Source organism: Alteromonas sp. a30 (genome assembly GCF_026788005.1).
Taxonomy (GTDB): Bacteria; Pseudomonadota; Gammaproteobacteria; order Enterobacterales; family Alteromonadaceae; genus Paraneptunicella.
The window spans coordinates 1-16,169 of the sequence record NZ_JABEPE010000035.1; the positions used below are offsets into that span (position 1 = coordinate 1).

General features: G+C 43.4%; 12 protein-coding genes. 8 read left to right on the forward strand and 4 right to left on the reverse strand.

From position 1 onward, the window contains the following. Together HJG39_RS18275 and HJG39_RS18280 are read left to right on the forward strand one after the other, a co-directional pair. On the forward strand, positions 1–225 hold a 225-nt coding region (locus HJG39_RS18275), incomplete at its 5' end, for a hypothetical protein (protein ID WP_268411727.1). Between the two features lie 636 nt (positions 226–861). Continuing rightward, the gene (locus HJG39_RS18280; protein ID WP_268411729.1) at positions 862–2,082 is read left to right on the forward strand and encodes a lactonase family protein; all 1,221 of its coding nucleotides are present in this window, start codon (positions 862–864) and stop codon (positions 2,080–2,082) included. Positions 2,083–2,353: 271 nt separating this feature from the next. Here the strand turns inward: HJG39_RS18280 and HJG39_RS18285 are convergent, their stop codons facing one another. Continuing rightward, the gene (locus HJG39_RS18285; protein WP_268411731.1) at positions 2,354–5,032 is read right to left on the reverse strand and encodes a TonB-dependent receptor domain-containing protein; all 2,679 of its coding nucleotides are present in this window, start codon (positions 5,030–5,032) and stop codon (positions 2,354–2,356) included. A 495-nt stretch (positions 5,033–5,527) separates the two neighbouring features. Here HJG39_RS18285 and HJG39_RS18290 point away from each other — a divergent pair, with 495 nt between their 5' ends. The 3 genes from HJG39_RS18290 (at position 5,528) to HJG39_RS18300 (ending at position 7,988) form a co-directional block, all read left to right on the forward strand. Beyond that, positions 5,528–6,853, forward strand: a complete 1,326-nt coding sequence (locus tag HJG39_RS18290) for a porin (RefSeq protein ID WP_268411733.1) — start codon at positions 5,528–5,530, stop codon at positions 6,851–6,853. A gap of 12 nt (positions 6,854–6,865) precedes the next feature. Then, positions 6,866–7,279, forward strand: coding sequence for a phosphate ABC transporter substrate-binding protein (locus tag HJG39_RS18295; protein WP_268411734.1), 414 nt, complete (start codon positions 6,866–6,868; stop codon positions 7,277–7,279). A gap of 253 nt (positions 7,280–7,532) precedes the next feature. Next, a complete protein-coding gene (locus HJG39_RS18300) occupies positions 7,533–7,988 on the forward strand; it encodes a hypothetical protein (RefSeq protein WP_268411736.1) in 456 nt (151 codons plus the stop codon). Positions 7,989–7,992: 4 nt separating this feature from the next. On the opposite strand, the gene HJG39_RS18305 is transcribed toward HJG39_RS18300, so the two are convergent. The 3 genes from HJG39_RS18305 to HJG39_RS18315 all read right to left on the reverse strand — a co-directional run bounded on the left by HJG39_RS18305 (position 7,993) and on the right by HJG39_RS18315 (position 11,120). Beyond that, the gene (locus HJG39_RS18305; RefSeq protein ID WP_268411737.1) at positions 7,993–9,006 is read right to left on the reverse strand and encodes a M48 family metallopeptidase; all 1,014 of its coding nucleotides are present in this window, start codon (positions 9,004–9,006) and stop codon (positions 7,993–7,995) included. A gap of 4 nt (positions 9,007–9,010) precedes the next feature. Next, on the reverse strand, positions 9,011–10,102 hold the full coding sequence (locus tag HJG39_RS18310) for a YjgN family protein (RefSeq protein WP_268411739.1): 1,092 nt from the start codon (positions 10,100–10,102) through the stop codon (positions 9,011–9,013). Between the two features lie 181 nt (positions 10,103–10,283). After that, positions 10,284–11,120, reverse strand: coding sequence for a LysR family transcriptional regulator (locus HJG39_RS18315; RefSeq protein ID WP_268411741.1), 837 nt, complete (start codon positions 11,118–11,120; stop codon positions 10,284–10,286). Positions 11,121–11,379: 259 nt separating this feature from the next. Between HJG39_RS18315 and HJG39_RS18320 the strand changes: the two genes are divergently transcribed. The 3 genes from HJG39_RS18320 to HJG39_RS18330 all read left to right on the forward strand — a co-directional run bounded on the left by HJG39_RS18320 (position 11,380) and on the right by HJG39_RS18330 (position 15,999). Then, on the forward strand, positions 11,380–12,561 hold the full coding sequence (locus HJG39_RS18320) for an acyl-CoA dehydrogenase (protein WP_268411743.1): 1,182 nt from the start codon (positions 11,380–11,382) through the stop codon (positions 12,559–12,561). 137 nt (positions 12,562–12,698) lie between these two features. Then, positions 12,699–14,963, forward strand: a complete 2,265-nt coding sequence (locus tag HJG39_RS18325) for a dehydrogenase E1 component subunit alpha/beta (protein ID WP_268411744.1) — start codon at positions 12,699–12,701, stop codon at positions 14,961–14,963. Then, positions 14,956–15,999 (forward strand): ACP S-malonyltransferase, encoded by a 1,044-nt coding sequence (locus tag HJG39_RS18330; protein ID WP_268411747.1) that lies wholly within the window; start codon positions 14,956–14,958, stop codon positions 15,997–15,999. The genes HJG39_RS18325 and HJG39_RS18330 overlap by 8 nt, the downstream gene beginning before the upstream one ends. Positions 16,000–16,169 lie beyond the last annotated feature (170 nt).

Consider the following 16,169-nt stretch of genomic DNA (forward strand, 5'->3'; position numbering starts at 1 on the left):
GAAGCACCACTTAGCGCAGAAGCACCACTTAGCGCAGAAGCACCACTTAGCGCAGAAGCACCACTTAGCGCAGAAGCACCACTTAGCGCAGAAGCACCACTTAGCGCAGAAGCACCACTTAGCGCAGAAGCACCACTTAGCGCAGAAGCACCACTTAGCACAATGCAACTAGATTTTGTGCGAAGCTTTACCTTGCTCCAATCCTTTTTTCGAGATCAGCGCTAACCCTTGGTTCGCATGAATCCCTAGGAGGTTAGATCAAAATCTATTTTCTCCCCTTGCCAGTTAAAACTTGCAGAAAAACAGTCACTCCTTCGCGGGAACGTAAATTGAAACAATCAGATAATTAAGTATGTAACAAAAGGTAAAAAGAAAATCCATATAAAGGGTTTTTATCAGAAGCAATCAGTGAAATGCCCTTTAAAACGCTCCAAGATAAAGAGTCTAGGAGTAGCGGTAAATAATAGATAATGCACTGTATTGTATAGATATTCTCTTGATCTTGATAGTTTGTCTGCTTTGGTGTTAGCGGTTTTTTCTAAGGCTTTGAAAGGTTATATACCGATTCAAGATTTCTAAACATTGCCTGTTAAATTGGTGAGCTTGAGATATAAATTTTTATCCATTATATAAATTTAAAGAAAATCAAACAAATACAATAAGCTATAGTTATGCTGGATGGTGCTGTGAAATAAATTTAACTATTCTGGATTTTTGTTAGGGAATAAAATTAGGCATCCAAAGGTCTATGTTAGTGACAAAGTTAGCTGATTAACTGCGCTGCTTTGAACGATAGGGGAATTGAGTCAGTAAATAAAGGAGAAAATACTAATTAAATTAATGACCTTCTGGAGATTTTTGATGCAAAAATTATTAAAGCCTTTTCTCTTATACACGGTTGCACTAGGTGGTTTGAGCTCAGCTTCTGCTAGCGCAAACACTAACGACGAACTTAGCGCCGAACTCAGCACCCTGCCCCAAGCCGTTTACTTGATGACCAACGAATCGCCTGTTAATTCAATGATTGTTTACCATACAAGAACAGATGGTTCACTGGCATTGAGCCAAAGGCTCAAAACGGGTGGCGCTGGTGTGGGAAATAATGATGACAACCTTTTTGATGAGGTTCCCTTAATTGATCCCATGGGCTCTCAGAATTCAGTCATTCTGAGTGAAGACAAAAATTCACTTTATGCAGTTAATCCAGGTTCAGGAGATATCTCAGTCTTCCATGTAAACGAAAAAGGTGGCTTACAGTTGATTCAAGTAGTTGATTCACTGGGAGAGTTTCCAGTTAGTTTAACTACTGACGGCGAGCTTGTTTATGTGCTAAACGCAGGCGGTTCCGGCAGCATCGCAGGTTATACCATCGGGGAAAAGGGTGACTTAACCTATCTACCAAATTCTGCTCGTAAGCTTGGTCTGAATAATCCTGTTTTTCCGAACGCAGCAGAGGTTCCGTTAACGCCAGGACAAGTAAGTTTTGATAATGATGAAAGACGTTTGATTATCACTAACGGTGGTGGTCAGGAGTTGTTGACTTACAGCGTGTTGAACAACGGTACGCCGTCATACTATGCTACATCCTCTCCTACTGCTGGGATAATTCCTTTTGATTTCATTATTTCTGATAATGGTGCCCTTGTTGTGGCTGAAGTAGCACCGGATCTGACTGGATTTATCTCCTCTTATGAGATCAGTGATCTCAACTTGAGAAACGTCACATCTGCATTACCTACAAACGGCGTCGCTAGCTGCTGGATAGTATCGAACGGCGATAGATTTGCTTATATGATCAATACAGGAAGCAGTACCATTAGCACCTACGAGATGGCAAGAAATGGTCAGTTAAGTTTGGTGAAGGAAGTGAGCGCGGACTTAAATGGCTCTTTCCCAATAGATGCAACTATGACACCAGATGGTCGCTCTATGTTTGTGATCAATTCTCAAGGGGGATCAATTTCTCATTTTGATGTTGATCCAACCAATGGAACCTTAACTCTACGTGGTAAGTCAGCCCCGTTAAACTTAACTGATGAAAAAGGCAATCAAGTGGTACCTCAGGGTATAGCAGTAAGATAAGTTGATAAGTTCGTTCAACTGCACTTTTTTCAATATTAGTTGAAATGATGAAAAAGACCTGGACGATAAGTTCAGGTCTTTGATCTATTAAGCGTAGTGAAATCTGAGTGTTCGCCACGCTTGAAGAAAATCAATGAGAGCTTGAGAAGGTTTATATCAAACCCGCTTCCATTGTGTGGCTCAAGGAATCGTGCTTCTAAAAAATCGCCCACTCAGACTCATCATCCGTGAAAAGCCCGTTTTACTTTAGGCCATTCAATACAACAAAACCCTAAAACGTATACGCGGCACGCGCATAAATCAAACGGCCTCGTGGGTCATGATGCTTCGGGTCATAACTAAAGTTAGCCGCATCATAAACCTCAGGTGGATCCTCGTCGAAAACGTTAATCACACCTAAGGTAAATTCTGCCAAACCCTCGCCAATTTCCATATTATAACGATACTGAATATCCACTGGCGCATAGCTTTCAATATGCGTTGTTAACCCTGTAGATTCAGGCACCACACGCGTATTCTCGTAGCTGGAAACAAAGTTTAAACGCGCATAAATACTGTGTTGATCGTTCTTCCACTGTACCGAAATATTCCCTTTCGTTTCCGGCATAGAGCGAGCGAAATTATTGTGATTAAACAAGCCGGACACATCGGTTGTCACACCATTCAACGGAATCTCGTATTCCAAAATGTGCGCCACGCTGGTTTTTAATTCCAAATCACCGTTGCCTAATTGCCATTGATAGCTGGCTTCAAAATCCACACCGCTGGCATCAATAGTTTCAGCATTAAAATAGTTAGTGATAACACCTGTGAGTTCACTGGTTGGGTCGCTTGGGTCAAGACGAATAATGTCGACACCGTCAGGGTCTGACTGAAGCTTACCGTTAGCGTCTTCAATGGTAATAACATCCTCGTAATCCACACGCCAATAGTCCAAACGAGTTTGTAAGCGATCGCCATTCCACACAACACCAAAATTGTAGTTTGTGGCTTCTTCAGGTGAGAGTTCCAAGCTACCGTTTTGAGTTTCACGCACGAACAACGTGCTGCCACGAGGGATAATTTGGCCATTTTCATCGCGTACAAAATCGCCATTTGCGTCGAGGACAAAATCTTGAATACCGCGTGTATTTACGTTTTTCGCATAGAACTGGGCAAGTGATGGTTCACGGAATGAGGTGCTGGCGGAAGCGCGGAGCAACAACCCGTCCGTGAGTTTATAGCGTAAAGCGATTTTGGGATCGAAGCTGCTTGCGGTATCAAGTTCTTCGTAACGCACCGCGGTGTTTAAATCCAAACCGTCGGCAAGCGGAAATTCGGCTTCTGCGAATATCGCGTAAGAATTGCGAGATTCATCAACTGCGTTCACTCCACCCAAGAACAAAAAGTCGTTTGGTAATTGCACACCGTTTTCATCAATCACGATTTCAGAAACATCATCCGGTTTCACTTCGTAAGATTCGTGACGGATTTGAGCGCCAACCGCAAAGCTAGCCGTGCCTGCGCTTAAATCCATCAAATCGCCACTGATAACACCGTCCCAAACAATCAAGCTGGTAGACGTTTCCGACGAAAAAGCAGTTGCAGCCCAATCTTGAATGAGCAGATTATCTTCATCCAGCGGGTCGAAAGGATTGTAGCGTAAATTACCGCTCTCACCGCCAAATCCTGCAATGGCTAAATCTAAGAGAGTGGGCGATAAGTCAGGCTGAGTAATGGAGTAATCATTGGCGCTGTAGGCGATGGACGTTTTCCAGTCGTAGTCTGCTACGACTCCGCTTAATTCCGCTTCTAAGCGGAAGGTGTCATTTTCCCTTGGTGCCGGAAGTGAGGATTCGCGAGACAAGAACGGGTACGGTCGTCCGAGATAAGTAACATCAACGCCAAATGGGTTATCGGGATGGTCGCCTGAAATCGTTGGGAAGGTTAAGTTAGGGAACGACGGCGGCGTAGGGTTATCGATAACATCGTACTGAGTGTACATGCCTGTGACGGTGAGTGTCATATCGCTAAATTCGCTATTGAGTGAAGCGTACACTTGTTCGCGCTCTTCCTCATTAACCACGTTGTAGTGAACACCGTATTGATATGTACAACGCTCGCCATTTGGTTGCGCTGCCAATGTACCACCAAACGCGCTACAATTTGGGGCCGCAACGTTTTCGCCCGCTACATAACTGCCAGCGTAGGGACCATCAGCAACCACAACATCTTCGGATACTGAAAAGCTCGACCCTAAACTACTAAACGCGCGATTGACTAAGTCTGGACGTTCTCTTGAGTTGAGTGCGCCACGGCGTAAAACCGTACCAGCCAATACAATGTGTGTGTCGTTACCAATGTCGAAGCCTCCTAAAATGCTGAGGTTTCTGTCGATTTGGCTATCGTCGGTGGTGGTTTGCCATGAGCCTTCAACACGTACCCCATCAAACGATTTTCGCGTGGTAAAGTTCACCACTCCTGCAACCGCATCTGAGCCATAAGTTGCAGCAGCCCCCTCCTTTAAAATATCGATTTGCTGAAGTGCAATGGCTGGAATAGAGCCAGTATCAACAAAAACGCTGCCATCTTGGGCTTTGGCTCCACTGATGGTTTGGCGTTTACCGTTGATTAAAACTAGGGTGGACGATAGTCCTAAGCCGCGTAAATTAACGTTAGATGTGCCTTGGCTGTAGAAGCTGGTGAAGGTGTCGGGTCTGTTTTCCGCACCGCTACTGACAGAAATTTGCGCGATAATTTCAGAAACGTCAGCCGCGCCTAAATTTTTAATATCGCTGGTGTCGAAAACAGAAACAGGATTGGCTTCAGAGGTTTCCGAACCTCTGACATAACTGCCTGTTACACGTATTTTTTCCACGCCGGCTTGGTCAGTTTGGGCTAGAACGGGAGTGCTCATCGATGCAAGTGCAGCAGCAACCGATAAGGCAGAATATTTACCTATGAGTTTCATTATCTCGCCTTTCATTAGGGTGTTAAAATTATCCGACTGCCTTTATACCTGACCTAAAAGCACCTGCTCCATAATACTTTAGTGCTGGATATTTCCATTTTTTATGCTTTTTGATTACGTATGTCATCTTATATCTCAAGAGATATTTTTATTGTATGGATTAGTTTATCTAATGTATGTGTTTGTAACTACCCGCAGAAAATAAAAGATCAATGACTTAGCTAATTTGATATTTTAAATAAATGTAAATGCGACAATTTATCAAAAAAATAAAAAGTGACTTTGATTTTTTACGCTCATAAAATGCGCGCCTTCTTTTTTGAGGGTGATCATATTTTTTATTTTACCCTCAATTTTTAGTTTGAAATTCCTGCTTAATTTAATGATGAATACTTGGTCATTAATTTGAATTTTTTTAAATAAAAAAGCAAAAAGGCAGAGATTTATTTTTGAAACACACAACCAATACATGTGTTAACTGTATTTGAGGTAAAAATGAAATATATATCCGCATGCTTACTTGCTTTATGCAGTAGCGTTTCCTTAGCATCGGACTTCAAAGTATCGGGTTTTGGTACTTTAAGCGCTGTTAAAACCAATAATGCCGACGTTGAATTCATACAAAACAATAGATTACCGGACGGCGCGTCCGATGACTGGGAGTTCGATAACGATACAGTTCTAGGGCTTCAAGGTCAGTACAAAATTAATGATGAGTGGTCGACAGTTTTGCAGTTATTGTCGAGAAGAAACGAAAATAATAATTTCGATCCTCAAATTGACTGGGCATATATTAAATATAGCCCGAAGCCAAATCTTTCATTTAGATTAGGCCGTTTTATTTCTCCTGTATTTTTATCTTCAGATAATAGGAATGTGAATTTTTCAAATATATGGGTCAGACCACCTATTGATATTTACAGCCAAGCTACGATTAATAATATCGATGGAATTGATGTTACTTATCGCGGTTATATCGGTGATTTTGATTATAAAATCCAAGCTTATTTGGGAGGTTATACATTAGATTTTCCGAGTGGTGGAGACATTAAATTTCATCATATGGCGGGTCTTGTTGGTACTTTATCTTATGATGCGTGGACCTTCCGTTTAGCGTATATGGATGCGGATCATTCCAGTCGAAATGCAGAAGGTATCATTCCTGATCCGAATTTATTTATGGTCGTTACAGCAGACGGGTTGGGCTATACAGTTAATCCTGATGAATCTTGCCTGTTTGCTGATGAGGGTGTGACTTGTGGCGATGTTATCACTAACTTACGTGACAACATGGATTATGTTAAACGCTCTCACCGTCCCTTTGATTTGGCGAATGCTGCCGTTGTCTATGACGATGGTAAATACTTCGCTCAAGGTGAGTTTATGTATCGCCATTCTGCCTCAGTGTTATCCAATGCGATAGGCGCTTATATGACGTTGGGCATGCGCATTGGTGAGTTTTCTCCTTATGTGAGTTATTCATTCGGTAAAACGCTTAAGGAAACAAAATATTTTGAGTTAACGCCAGAATATAAAGCCGCAGTTGATGCAGGTGTCGAAGCTTCTGGTTTGCTTCAAACCGACAGATTCCAAGTGTCGGAGTATAGCTTTACCAGTAATAAGCAAAACACCATTACAGCCGGTGTGCGTTATGACTTTGCACCAAACATGGCGTTAAAACTTCAAGTCGATAAATTTCGCCCACTTGAGCACGATGGCCGAGGCAATAACGGTAGCGGTTTGCTCGTTGATGGTCCTTTGCTTTCCACACAAAACAGAAATGTTTATGTGACCACGGTTTCTTTTGATTTCATTTTCTAAGGCTAAATAATAATGAAAAAACTATTGTTGTTAGCAGCGTTATCGATTGCTGTTTTTAAGTCAGCTTGGGCAGACATCGTTGTTATTGTTAATTCAAGTAATGATGTGGTGATGGCTAAGTCCGATGTACGCCGAATTTACATGGGCAAAAGTGGTCAGTTTCCAAATGGGAAGCCGACAAAAGCGATGAACTATGAGTCAAATAATGCATTACGTCACCAATTCGACAAAGGGTTGTTGAATCGTGACCCGGCTCAAATTCAGGCTTTGTGGGCAAAGTTAGTGTTTACTGGTCAAGGGATACCACCAACAATCGCAGCAAACCCGCAGGATATGATTAACTTTGTAAAGTCTGAACCGAATGCAATTGGCTATATCAATGAGTCTGATGTTAGCCCGGAAGTAAGAGTTGTCATTAAATTCTAAGTTCATACTTTTTTGTCGGGGTAGGTTATCTGCCCCGAAAGGCAGTTAATACGGCGTATTCTGCTAATGGTAGTGAAATTTAATTCTCTAGTCGAAGATATTTTATTGTTTATTTTTGTAAATTAAAGTCAATTAAAAACAATAAGATGGCTATTTTGTTATCGAGTTATATACCTTAGTATGGTGCTGTGGCTTTCTCTTTTGGTTATGTCGTTCTACATTTCTAGATGTGGAAATAATGGAAACTCAAACCATGTTTAAAAGAATTCATGCAGCCGTTTTTGGCGTCGTTTTTGGCATGTTAGGTCTTGGCCTTTCTGCTCCTGCTCTGGCGCATTCAGAGTCAATAGAGAACTATTCAACGAGTAGTGCCAACAACAGAGAGCATCAAGTCGATCAGGCTTTGTTTCACAAGGCTGCTACAAAATATGTTGAAGTGATTGAGAAGTCTGAGCTGAAGCAAGGTAAGTGGGGTTTGTATTGGGCAGAGTTAGAAGACTTGCTGCATCAGCTTCAATCCGTTGGTTATTCGGAAGAACTAGAACAGTCGTTGCTACGCTTTCAAAATAAAGTGGCCGCTGAAACCGCTACGCATATTGGAATTCAAGTGAGTCAATTGTCTGATTTTTATGACTACTTTTTTGCTCATAAGGTCAAGTACATTTCAAAAGATTCATTTCTATATGAAACCTTGATCGAGAATCAGTAACGGCTCATTTACTGGTTCTCGCATTCTCGATTCGTTCTTGAATGGCAGGGTGAGAACTCAGTAATTGTTCAAAGCCACTTTGCTCCCCAATAAGATCAGCTAAGGACTCCATAGCGAGTGCAAAGTTTTCTTTATCCATCCCAAGTTGCTCTAAATTGGTAATGGCGTAGTTATCTGCTTCCCACTCTAATTCCCGCGAGAATTGATTCTGGATAACGGTTGATGAAAATCCGCCGAATGCTTCTATTAATGCGCTAACATCACCAAATATAAAATTAATTATCAGTGAAGAGCCAAGGGTTTTGGCAATTAATCGCATGGAATGCTTGTGTTCAACATGACCAATTTCATGGAGCAAAATTGCGGTTAGTAGGTTCATATCATGGTTCACTAACGTCACAAGTTCATCAGTAATGATCATTGTGCCATCGGGTAGAGCGAAAGCATTTGGCCCCATTTCCTGTGCGTGACGAAATTGAATATTAAATCGTGTTGAATCAAGATTAAGTTTTTCGATGAGCGTTTGCCATTGAGCAATGTATGTTTCTTGCGTTTCAGGTTTCAGCTCACTTGGTTCCAGAGTGCTTTTATCCAAGAGATAGAGTGTATGTTGAGAAGCGATTTTCACTGCTGAATCGGGGACCCAATTAGCGAAGGTAATGGCCAGTGCCGGGATCAGGTATTTGAATGTTGCTATTAGCGTTAGTGGAATAGCGAGCAAACTTAGCACTACAACAATGTTGCTTTTTTCCAGCTTAAATACGCTGTGGCGCGGCTCTCCATCGAGCCAATCATCAACTTCGCCTTGCTCTAATACCGAGAGTAACGCGCCATCGGGCAGTTTAATTTCACGGGGAACACCAGCTAGCCTTGAAGGTGATTCTACTTCATTTATTTTTACCGCACTCATGAAGGCTTGTGTATCTTGCTGATAGATAAACAATGTACCGTCTTCAATTACCAAGGAAACCGGTATGCAAGTTGATTTTCCCGCTAAATATAGCTGCCCTTTACTCATGGCGTTACCCTAACGATAAATCAATATCGAGTAAATCAGCGGCTTCTTCTGCGATCGCGTTTGTGTCATCTTGAAATTGTTCTAACACTTCGTCAGCATTGGGTAAGGTGGCTACGAGCGTATGTTCCGCGAAGTATTTCACGCTACGAATTTTGGCCCATGGGATGGCAAGTCCTAAAGAGCAAATTATGGCGAGAAAGTTAGTTAACTTAAGCGTAACTAAGCCGGAAAAGCTGATGTCGGAGTGCATATGAGCAACTTCCGGTAATGTCACACGAGAGAACACATGGTTTCTTACTACGACCTGAAAAGCGGTATTTGAAACCAAAATCACGACAATGTACAACAAGAATAAGAAGACTGAAATTAAGGTAAAGCTCTCGCCTAATACTGATGTTCCTGCGTTGCCGCTTATTGCCGATAATAAACCGAGTAATACCAGTACAGGTAAAGCCACAAAAGCACCCATAAAGGTGGCGAGATAATAGATTGAGGTTTCTATTTCACCCTCAAATTGTTTTTGACCAAAAGTGATGTGAGTAAACTTGAATTCATCCATTTTTTTCAATACCCAAGGAAAGGCAAGGTTGAGGGTGAAAATGGAAAGAAGCGGAAATAGCGCATACACTTTAAACGCTCTAGCGAAGCGGCCTTTAAAGCCAAATCTGACATTTCGATAAGCCGTCATACGCATATTAAAGCGCATGCCAAGGACAACCAAAATAGGAGTAAGTGATAAAACCACTAGACCTAAAAAGATTGCGCCAAAGGGGCTGATGCTTGAGAGTAAAAAGTACAAACCAATGAGAAGCGCGGCAACGATGCGCCCTTTCAAAATTTGTATGGGTTGTGCTAGGTACGAAAAGCGGTGTCCATCCAATTCAGTGTTGGAATAGATATATCGGTTAGTACGCACTTTAGCCCATGCTGAATAAACCCCGAGCGTCAAAATAGTGAGTAAGGTATTAACAACCCAAATGTTAAAAAATGCTTTTGCGTTGCCATGAAAGTTGAGTTTATTAAAGTCTAAATTGTCGACGGGAGTAGAATGTTCGGTTGCAATTTTTGATTGATCATCTGAATGTGTGTTTTCCATAATGTCCTTCTCATTGTCCTTAAAAAATAGTCACAGACTTGATTAAGCCAAGCCAATAAACTGGGTCATTGAAGTGAATATATACCGATGATTCACACCTAAAAACCTACAGTTTAGTGAGTATATGTAAAACTTCCCATTTTACAATAATTCACATCAGTTAATGCTCAGGTTCGGCTATTTAAGCGTTGAAGGACTGAGTTGCGAGAATGTCGATAAAGGAGTTCACAAAGGAAGAGGCTTCCTTGTAGGCCAATCCGATGTGGCGGCTGAGTTCAACATTTTCGATATAGCGAAAGACTAACTCTTCACTTACACCAATTTCGCTGTAGTCAGGAATGAGTGCGCAACCCACGCCTGCTTTCACTAACCCCACAGCGTATTCAACCGTTTGGATTTTTGCGCGAATGTCGAGTTTAACATTAGCCTCGTTCAGCCGACTCTTAAGAATATTCCAAGCTTCACATGGAGTTCGTTGAATAAAGGCTGCGTCTTGTAAGTCGTCAATCGTTATTTTCTTTTTGAGACTCAAAGGATGATTTACCGGAATGCTTAAACTAAAGCGTTCTTGCCATAATGATACCCATTGTTCTTTATCCGTTAGGTCAGCTTTATTGATAATGCGGGCATCGCATTCTTCCTCGGTAGGAACAAGTGTTAGCTCCATGTTTTTGTTGGCAGCAGTGAACTGTTTCAACAGGAGGCTCATACGTGCCACGCCTAACCCTTTGGTTAATCCCAAGCGAAATGGCTCTTTGGCATCAGAATGTTTGAACATGTCTTTAATGGCATTGGCTTGACCAAGTAATTGCTTGGCAACGGGATAAAGTTGTTGTCCAGCTTCGGTGGCGATGACGCCTCTAGCATGGCGTTTAAAAAGTTGTTTACCGAGGGAGTTTTCGAGTTGTTGCAGAGAAGATGAAATAGAGGGTTGTGCAATAAAGCATGCTTTTGATGCTGCGCTGATACTTCCGGTTTCGAAGACTGCTGTGAAATACCGTAATGCCCGTAAATCCATTATTGTTAATCTCTTTTCAGGTTTGATTTTCAACAGGCCGTCCTTCCAAAAAAGTAACGCCGTAGTTTTATACTGCTCGCCAACTTAACCAAAAGGCGCAGCAACTTTACACGACCCGAGTTGTATTCGTAAATAATGTGTCCTGAAAAAAATACTCTGGCAATAGTTTAATTCTATACCTATTAGAGATATTTAATATTTTTTGTTGATGTTCAATCGGAATATGATTCGAAGGTTAATAACGAAAGGTAAAATAAAAATGGCTAGTAATCGTCCAGAATTCAATTGGCAAGATCCCCTTTTATTAGATTCCGTTTTATCTGAAGAAGAACGTCTTATTCGAGACAGTGCACATCAATACTGTCAGGAACAACTTTTCCCTCGTGTACTTGAAGCTAACCGTAACGAAATTTTCCATCGCGAAATTATGAATGAACTGGGCGAGCTAGGCTTGCTTGGTTGTACCCTGCCAGAAAAATACGGCTGTGCAGGTGTAAATCATGTTGCTTACGGCTTAATTGCCCGTGAAGTTGAACGTGTCGATTCAGGCTATCGCAGCGCCATGAGTGTGCAGTCATCATTAGTGATGCATCCTATTTATGAATATGGCAGCGAAGAACAGCGCAATAAATACTTGCCTAAATTGGCGTCTGGTGAGTGGGTAGGTTGCTTTGGTTTAACCGAACCAAATTCAGGTTCTGATCCGGCTAGCATGAGCACCCGCGCTGAAAAAGTGGACGGTGGCTACAAAGTGACGGGCAACAAAATGTGGATCACCAATTCACCAATCGCAGATGTATTTGTGGTGTGGGGCAAGCTTGAAGGCAAAGTGCGAGGCTTCATTCTAGATAAAGGCATGGAAGGTTTAAGTGCGCCTAAAATTGAAGGTAAATTCTCATTACGAGCTTCAATCACTGGCGAAATCGTCATGGACAACGTATTCGTACCCGAAGAAAACATCTTGCCCAATGTTGAAGGTATCAAAGGCCCGTTTGGCTGCCTAAATAAAGCGCGTTATGGCATTGCATGGGGCGCATTAGGTTCGGCGGAATTTTGCTGGCACGCAGCGCGTCAATACACGTTAGATCGTGAACAATTTGGTCGTCCACTAGCGGCAACTCAGCTAGTTCAAAAGAAACTCGCCGATATGCAAACCGAAATCACCACAGGTTTATTTGCTTGTTTACAAGCCGGTCGCTTGATGGATGAAGGCAAGCTCGCAGCAGAGGCGATTTCTATTATCAAGCGTAATTCTTGTGGTAAGGCGCTAGATATTGCTCGCACCGCGCGCGACATGCACGGCGGTAATGGTATTGCTGATGAATTCCACGTTATTCGCCATGTAATGAACTTAGAAGCCGTGAACACCTATGAAGGCACGCACGACATTCATGCGTTAATTCTGGGTCGAGCTCAAACCGGACTTCAAGCTTTCTCATAAATTTAGGCTGCTTTGGCCGACCCTTCATTGGTGAGCAAAGCGCCTTCATTAGTGTCATGTCACGAATTCTTATTGTTGGGGAGGAATTCGGTCAGGACGATTAAACAGTTCCTTCGCGCAAGTAAGAAGAGTGGGATATGAAAGATAGCAATACACGCATCGATGAACAGTTTGTCTCATCGGTGCTTGCGGGTGATTTGCCCGCCATCGACAGCTTGTTAACACCAGAATCGGCGGGGTTATCTAGCGCCGAAGTGGTGGATTTATTCGAGACTCAGGTTATGAGTCGACACCTTGATCTGCAAAGCCGCTTGATGCAGAAAAAAGGCCAAAGCTTCTACACTATTGGCAGTGCAGGGCACGAAGGCAATGCAGCCTATGCTAAAGCATTTCGCCACGATGATATGGCATTTTTGCACTACCGCAGTGGCGCGTTTGTTATTCAACGCAGTAAGCAAGTGTCGGGACAAACGCCCTTGTATGACATGCTGCTTTCCTTTGCCGCTTCATCTGAAGATCCGGTTTCAGGTGGGCGACATAAAGTGTTAGGCAGTAAAGATTTATTCATTCCACCGCAAACCAGCACCATTGCCTCGCATTTGCCCAAAGCCATGGGCGCGGCTTATAGCGTTGGTTTGGCGAATAAGCTTGATGCCAATCCTGTTATGAAAGACGATGCGGTGATTGTGTGTAACTTTGGTGATGCGTCAGCAAATCACTCCACAGCGCAGGGAGCAATTAATGCTGCTGCGTGGGCGTCTTATCAATCCTCCCCTATGCCCATTGTGTTTATTTGCGAAGATAACGGTATTGGTATCTCTACGCCAACGCCAAACGGTTGGATAAAAGCCAACTTCCAACACAAACCCGGCTTAAAGTACCTATCTTGTAATGGATTGGATGTACTTGATACCCATAAAACGGCCCAAGAGGCGGTGAGTTACGCGCGCAGAACACGTAAGCCGGTATTTTTGCATTTCCATACTGTGCGCTTGCTGGGGCACGCTGGCTCCGACTCCGAATTTGTATATCGTGATGCACAAGCCATTGCGGCGATTGAGCGCAAAGATCCGCTTTTGCACACCGCTGGCATCTTAATCGACAATGGTATTCTAACGCCGCAGCAAGTGGTGGATGTGTATCAGGGTGTGAAAGCGAAAGTGGCACGTATTGCTGATTATGCTGGTCAGCGTCCGCGCTTGGAACAAGCTGAACATGTATTGCAAAGTTTAGTGCCTCAACCTCAAGCGCCGAATTTGCCTGAGCCAGCAAACCCTATTGACCGGGCTGAACTGTTTAAGCATGAAAAACACAACTTAGACAAACCCCAACATTTGGCGAAGTTGATCAATTGGGCGTTAATTGATGCCATGGCAGATAATGGCAACATTGTGATGTGTGGTGAAGACATTGGTCGTAAAGGTGGTGTATATAACGTAACCAGCCGTTTGATTGAAAAGTTCGGCAGTCCGCGTGTTATCAATACCTTGCTGGATGAGCAGTCGATTCTTGGTCTCGCCATTGGTTTAGCACACAACGGCTTATTGCCCATTCCCGAAATTCAATTCCTTGCTTACGTACACAATGCAGAAGATCAAATTCGAGGCGAAGCGGCAACTTTGTCGTTCTTTTCTCGAGGTCAATACACCAACCCAATGGTGATTCGTATTGCTGGGTTAGCCTATCAAAAAGGTTTTGGTGGGCATTTCCATAATGATAACTCGTTTGCAGTATTTCGTGATATTCCCGGTATTATCGTTGCTAATCCTTCAAATGGGGCCGACGCCGTAGAAATGTTGCGTGAATGTGTGCGTTTAGCGCAAGAAGAACAACGTGTTGTGGTGTTTTTAGAGCCCATTGCGCTGTACATGACCAAAGACTTACACGAAACCGGCGACGGTTTATGGACTTTCCCTTATGTTGAACCCGCTAAAGCCAAGCCGATTAAGCTCGGTGAACTAGGGCAGTATGGCAAGGGCAAAGAGCTCGCGATCATCACCTATGGAAACGGCTATTATTTGTCACGTCAGGCAGAAAAAATGCTGGCAGACGCGGGTATCAAAACCCGTGTGATTGATTTGCGCTGGTTAGCGCCGCTTAATGAAAAGGCGATGGTGGAAGCGGTAAAAGACTGCAAGCACATTCTTGTTGTTGATGAATGTCGTAAAACGGGCTCAATCAGTGAAGCTATTTTGGCTGCACTAGTTGAGCATCAACAGCATATTAGCGCACCGGTTAGCGCCATTTCGCGTTTATGCGCCGAGGATTCTTTCATACCTTTGGGATCTGCCTCTTATACCGTATTGCCTTCGAAAGAGAGCATCTATGAAGCGGCAACTGCCTTAGTGAAAGGCGACAAAGCTAAGTCAGGGAAAGGCGCAAAGGAGGTAGAAAATGCCTAAACAAAAACAAACAGCGCTTGTTATTTGCCCCGGTCGAGGCACATACAACAAAGATGAGTTGGGCTATTTGCAACGCTATCATGCCGATAAATTGCACATTCTTGATGCGATTGATACCGAACGTGTAATCAACAAGCAAATTAGTGTGCGTGAGCTTGATAGCATGAAAAGCTACAACATGCGTCAGCATACCGCCGGAGAAAACGCCGCATCGCTGATTTACGCCTGCTCAAAAGCAGATTTTATGTCGATTAACCGTGAAGCCTTCGACATCGTTGGCGTTACAGGAAATTCGATGGGGTGGTACATCGCTTTGGCGGTGGCTGGTGCATTAAGCGAGCAGAATGCCGCTAAGCTTATCAATACCATGGGCTCCATGATGGCGGGCGGCACCATTGGCGGGCAGAGCATTTATCCGATTGTGGATGAGCAGTGGAAGGTGTCTGCTGAATTGGTTGAGCAGGTGCAAAATGCTTTAATGACAGTGAACCAAACCCCAGATGCTGAGCTTTATGAGTCGATTCGATTAGGCGGCTACATGGTATTTGGTGGCAATGAGAAAGCGTTGAAGATGCTTGATACTTTGCTGCCAAAACTCGAAGACCGATACCCTATGCGCTTGTTCAACCACGCGGCGTTTCATACGCCGATGTTGGATGCGATTGCAGTAAAAGCACGGCAAGTGCTGCCTGCGTCCTTGTTCTCGGCGCCTGAGTTGCCGCTTATTGATGGCACGGGGAAAATCTGGCAACCCTACAGCACTGATGTTACACAACTGCATGATTACACGCTTGGCACGCAAGTTAATTGCACTTACGATTTCACTAAAGCCATTGAAGTCAGTATTAAAGAATTTGCGCCTGATAAGCTCATTGTGCTTGGGCCAGGGGCAACATTAGGCGGAGCAATAGCGCAAACCCTGATTATGCATAATTGGCAGGATTTAAAAGATAAAGCTGACTTTATCGCTCGCCAAAAAGCCGATCCATTCCTACTGGCGATGGGCATGGAAAAGCAACGAGACTTTGTGCTCTAGTGCTGCGAAAGCGCATTGGAGAAAGTGAAGCAGGCAGCGTTTACACGCCAAGCGGATTTTTAAATGGACGTCGACTTAGAGTCACCGGTAGAGATTTATCGCAAACTCGCTGTAAATACTTCCATGTACGCTCCGCAGCCGCTTCCCTGCGGCTGAGGGTTTGCGCCTAA